General features: G+C 35.1%; 5 protein-coding genes. 4 read left to right on the top strand and 1 reads right to left on the bottom strand.

Features of this window, described 5'->3' with window-relative positions:
• Positions 1-553 precede the first annotated feature (553 nt).
• Positions 554-1,054 carry a Smr/MutS family protein gene (locus OZD63_RS03075; RefSeq protein ID WP_274979610.1) on the bottom strand — a complete coding sequence of 167 codons (501 nt, stop codon included), beginning with the start codon at positions 1,052-1,054 and terminating at the stop codon, positions 554-556.
• Positions 1,055-1,146: 92 nt separating this feature from the next.
• On the opposite strand from OZD63_RS03075, the gene rlmB reads away from it, so the two are divergent.
• The 4 genes from rlmB to OZD63_RS03055 all read left to right on the top strand — a co-directional run bounded on the left by rlmB (position 1,147) and on the right by OZD63_RS03055 (position 4,397).
• Entirely contained in the window at positions 1,147-1,911 is a 765-nt protein-coding gene (gene rlmB / locus OZD63_RS03070) for a 23S rRNA (guanosine(2251)-2'-O)-methyltransferase RlmB (protein WP_274979611.1), read from the top strand.
• Positions 1,912-1,990: 79 nt separating this feature from the next.
• On the top strand, positions 1,991-2,713 hold the full coding sequence (locus OZD63_RS03065) for a Bax inhibitor-1/YccA family protein (protein WP_274979612.1): 723 nt from the start codon (positions 1,991-1,993) through the stop codon (positions 2,711-2,713).
• Positions 2,714-3,250, top strand: a complete 537-nt coding sequence (locus tag OZD63_RS03060) for a cytochrome c oxidase assembly protein (RefSeq protein ID WP_038249839.1) — start codon at positions 2,714-2,716, stop codon at positions 3,248-3,250.
• Between the two features lie 169 nt (positions 3,251-3,419).
• Positions 3,420-4,397, top strand: coding sequence for a quinone oxidoreductase family protein (locus OZD63_RS03055; protein WP_275008079.1), 978 nt, complete (start codon positions 3,420-3,422; stop codon positions 4,395-4,397).
• The last annotated feature ends 342 nt before the right edge of the window (positions 4,398-4,739 follow it).

Genomic DNA, 4,739 nt, shown 5'->3' with positions numbered 1-4,739 from the left:
GAGTGGTAGTGAAATTTCTTTTACTCAAATTTAGGTATTCACTGACCGTTCTTATTATAAATACCAGAATAATAAGCTACTGATATTCTCCATCTTTTTTATCTTTAATCCATCATAGCTAGCGATGCAACAAAGCCATTCCAGTGTCAAGCACTGGAATGACACCATTTGCTGTGCAGTTTACCTTCAAAAATGAATGTTCGTACAGCTATGGAATAAATCGCGGTATGACGGTTCGCAGCGGTATAATAACTCGTCACCCCGCTACTTGTTAGCGGCTGAGATACCGCGGCGGTATGACGTAGAAGCTATACTTTTATACTCACCAACTCAGTATCCAATCTGGATCCAAGTAGTCAAGCTATTCGGATGACACCCTCATAAAGTGAAATGAGATCCCGCTAACACGTAGCGGGATGACGGGAAAAGAGGTACTGGGAGACATCCTTCCTGGTAGACCCAAATCACAATGTTCGCACAGTTGTGCGTCACGCGCTGCCGAATACTGTATGGTTATACGAGAAAAATTAAGGCTTAAAAGGAATTTTAAGTATCAGGACTCAAGGTTTTTATTCCTTCTTAATAAAACATAAAAAGCCCCTTTACCACCATGTTTTTTCGTAGCTTGTTGATAGTATAGAACCATATGCTGGATTTTAGTGTCATTTAACCATTTATTTAAGTTACTCTTTATAGTGTCTGTTTTATTTGTTGCACTGCCGTATCCCGTAATTACCAATAAACATCTATTTCCTGCTCGATAATTTTTGATAATAAAATCTATCAATTTACAGTAAGCATCCTCCATACTATAGCCGTGCAAATCGAGCTTATCGCTTATAAAATATTTACCCCTATCAACTTTTGACTTTGTATTTTTGTCAAGACAAAATGATGAGTTACCATCATTGGTATTAAGAAAATTCCTTTGTAAGTCGGAGGTACCTTTATCAACCATAGACTTTATATTTACTTTATGATCAACTTTCAAAGTAACTTTTCCACATTCTATTGGCTTAACATTTTTTTGCCAATCCAACTCATCGTCCGACATAAACGCATTAATCGAATTGTATAATTTTACAACAATATCCAAACATAGTAAAATGTTGCTTATTCTATAAAAACCCGATTTTCGATAATACGATGAAATCGTCAAAAACTAATGAGAATTTTTGGCTGTATGGAAAGCACACCTGCATGTCAGCACTGAAGAATAAAAATAGGCAGTGTATAGAACTGTTAGTAACAGAAAATTTCTATAGAGAACATGAAAAAGAAATTAGGCAATGTGTAAATAGTAAGGACATTAAAGTTCGATTAGTAGAAAACAAAATACTTAATGACGTTTTATCTAAAGGTGCTAACCATCAAGGAATTGCTTTAAATGTTGCCCCTATTCTTTATAACTTAAGCATCGAAGAAGTAGCTGAAAGCTCAAACGACAGCTCTACTATAGTCATTTTAGATCAAGTCACTGACACGCACAATATTGGGTCGATTTTAAGAACTTCAGCTTGTTTTAATGTCAACGCATTGGTTTTACCACATAACCATTCACCGAGTGAAAATGCATCTATTGCAAAAGCAGCAAGTGGGGCTTTAGATATTGTTCCGCTAATATACGTTACAAATATAGTAAAAACTATGCAGTATTTAAAAAAGGTCGGCTACTGGTGTTACGGGTTTGATTGCAATTCTAAAGAAAATATAGATGAAATAAAGAGTCTTGAGAAAAAAAGAGTAATGATTTTTGGTTCTGAAGAGAAAGGAATGCGGAGGTTAGTTAAAGAAAATTGTGATTATCTTTTAAAGATCCCAATATCAAACGTAATTGACAGCTTAAATGTTTCAAATGCAGCAGCAATAGGCCTATATTCTATTTATATTAAAACAAATGCCAGTGCATAGCTGTTTATAATAAAAACACTTGATAAAAATATGGTTTTATATTATAACGTGTTAGGTAATGGATAAAAGGAGTTATATTATGTCTTATATGAGAAATGAACAGGATATTCGCTCTCAAGGCGTTTATTATAGCGCTGGGCTTAGAAATTACCTAACTAAAGTATATAATTACATGGCTTTAGCTTTGGGCGTCACAGGGCTTGTTGCATTTTTAACAGTATTTTCTGGTCTTTTTCAAGTAATTTATTCTAATCCCGTTCTATCGCTTGTGGTAATGTTATCTCCGGTTGCATTGGTGTTCTACATGTCTTATAGAATTCAACACCTAAGTGCTCAGTCTGCCGTTACTATATTTTTCTCGTTCTCAGTGTTAATGGGGCTTTCCTTATCTTATGTTTTTATAGTTTATACTGCAGAAAATATAGCAAGGGCGTTTTTCATTACATCAATCATGTTTGGCTCTATGGCTTTATATGGTAATACCACAAAAAGAGATCTTACAAGTATGGGCTCTTTCTTGATTATGGGAGTTTGGGGGTTAATCATTGCGTCTATGGTAAATTTATTTCTTGGAAGTAGTCCTCTCCACTTTGCAATATCGTTCATATCAGTAATAGTCTTTACCTTAATGACTGCGTATGATGCTCAAAGAATCAAGGACGTTTATTATAAACATAATGACGGATCAGAAGTTGCTACTACTAAATTGGCAATACTCGGCGCAACTAATCTTTATTTTGACTTTATTAATATATTTCTCAATCTACTCAGGTTACTTAACTTGTTCAACAATAGGGATTAGATGTTTTCCTTTTTAAGGAAAGGCAGTAAGAATTCTATAGTTTTCTTTTTAGTATCTTTAGTTGTGTCGATGATATGTCTTGCATATGCATCGGTACCTCTATATAGCATTTTCTGTAAAGCTACTGGGTATGGTGGCACAATAAGAAAAGTAACTAATGCAACAACAAATATAACTAACCAAAAGATCAGGGTTCACTTCAATGCTGATATAATGTCCGATCTACCTTGGGAGTTTAAATCAGAAACTCACTACGTTGATGTAAACATAGGAGAACAAAGTTTAGCTTTTTATTACGCAAAAAATCTATCTGATCAGCCTTCATTTGGAATGGCGGTGTATAACGTTACGCCTTTCAAAGCAGGTAAGTATTTCAATAAAATTGCATGCTTTTGTTTTGAAGAACAAATGTTGCTACCAAAACAAAAAGCAGCTATGCCCGTATCTTTCTATATAGATCCTGAGATAATGCTTGATAACAACACAAAAGATTTGAGCGAAATAACACTATCATACACGTTTTTTAAGCTTAAGTAACAGAATGTTTGCAAACCGTGTCATTTCAGTAATCAATAGGGTGTCATCCGAGTAGCTGACACTGGGATGACAGGAGGTAACGCAAGAAGTCTATTGATTGTGAAAACAATAACTTTGCAAAATATTAATTATTAGATAACATAATTAAAGTTTTTATCTTACATTCATCATGGTTAGAGCTATACAAATAAAAAAAACTGGAGGACCAGAAGTATTAGAATTTGTAGATAAGAATATAGGTGAGCCAAAAGGCGAGGAAGTTTTAGTACGTCACACAACTATCGGCTTAAATCGTTATGATTTAGAGCACAGAAAAGGTACACGCAAAATTAAAAATTTACCATCAGCGCTTGGGGTAGAAGCAGTGGGAGTTATTGAAAAGCTTGGTAAAAAAATCAGTGATGGGTTGAAGGTTGGAGACAGAGTTGGATATTGCACAGCTCCTCCAGGGGCATATTGTGAAAAGCGCATTATACACCAGAAATATCTGATAAAAATTCCAGATGACATATCTGATGAAGTTGCTGCTGCAGTGCTGTTTAAAGGTATGACAGCTCACTATTTAGTTAATCAATCTTATAAAATCAGGCCTGGTGCTTTCGTGCTAGTTCATGGGGCTAATGGTGGCTTAGGACAAATAATATGCCAATGGGCAAAGGATAAAAAAGGTGTAGTGATAGGTTCTGTAAGCTCTGATGAAAAAATGAAGATAGCTTTACAAAGTGGCTGCACATACGCAATAAACTACAATGATAAAGACTTCGTTTCTAAAATTATGGAGATTACACAAAACAGAGGAGTAGGTGCAGTGTATGACCCCATAGGTTACGCTACAAGTAAGCTCTCTTTTGAATCTTTAGGCAGGTTCGGCATATACGTTTCCTATGGGCAGATATCAGGTAACGCTCCTATTAGTTTTTCTTTACTTAGTTCACGTTCGTTATTTGCAACTGGAACCTCAATATACCATTATAAGCATGATAGATTCACATTAGTGCTTACCACAATGGAAATCTTCGAGATGATAAGAAAAAAACTTTTAACTGTACGGATCAATAAAAAATATAAACTTGATGAAATAATTCAAGCCCATCGTGATATAGAAAATAGAAAAGCTAGTGGGTTAAATATTATCAAAATCTCTTAAGTAAATTAGTAATTTAAATTAACCATTCATTAAATTATATCAACTAGAGTTTCACATATTTAATTCTCCTTTTGGGGGAATTAAAAGCATATAGCTAAACTGACTTAGATTTACCGACAACCGTCATCCCGCTACGTGTTAGCGGAATCTATACCGCGAATAGACTTCTTGCATAACCCAAACTAAGTAGAAAGAAGGTATCATCCGAGTAGCTGACACTGGTTCCTTTATGACGGTAGTAGCCCCCCTTCTCCTGTCATCCCAGTGCCCAAACACTGGGATGGCTTTGTTGCATCACACTTTATGAGATGGTGATTTATGGTAAATTCATGTAACTATCTC

Source organism: Wolbachia endosymbiont of Drosophila leontia (assembly GCF_028981785.1).
GTDB classification, from domain to species: Bacteria; Pseudomonadota; Alphaproteobacteria; order Rickettsiales; family Anaplasmataceae; genus Wolbachia; species Wolbachia pipientis.
Note: the sequence above shows the minus strand (reverse complement) of the source record. Positions and strands in the feature narration are given on the sequence as shown.

Excerpts from the sequence above, each read along its gene's own strand:
- OZD63_RS03075 (WP_274979610.1), bottom strand. The coding sequence starts at position 1,054 with ATGTCGGACGATGAGTTGGATTGGCAAAAAAATGTTAAGCCAATAGAA.
- rlmB (WP_274979611.1), top strand. The coding sequence starts at position 1,147 with ATGAAATCGTCAAAAACTAATGAGAATTTTTGGCTGTATGGAAAGCAC.
- OZD63_RS03065 (WP_274979612.1), top strand. The coding sequence starts at position 1,991 with ATGTCTTATATGAGAAATGAACAGGATATTCGCTCTCAAGGCGTTTAT.
- OZD63_RS03060 (WP_038249839.1), top strand. The coding sequence starts at position 2,714 with ATGTTTTCCTTTTTAAGGAAAGGCAGTAAGAATTCTATAGTTTTCTTT.
- OZD63_RS03055 (WP_275008079.1), top strand. The coding sequence starts at position 3,420 with ATGGTTAGAGCTATACAAATAAAAAAAACTGGAGGACCAGAAGTATTA.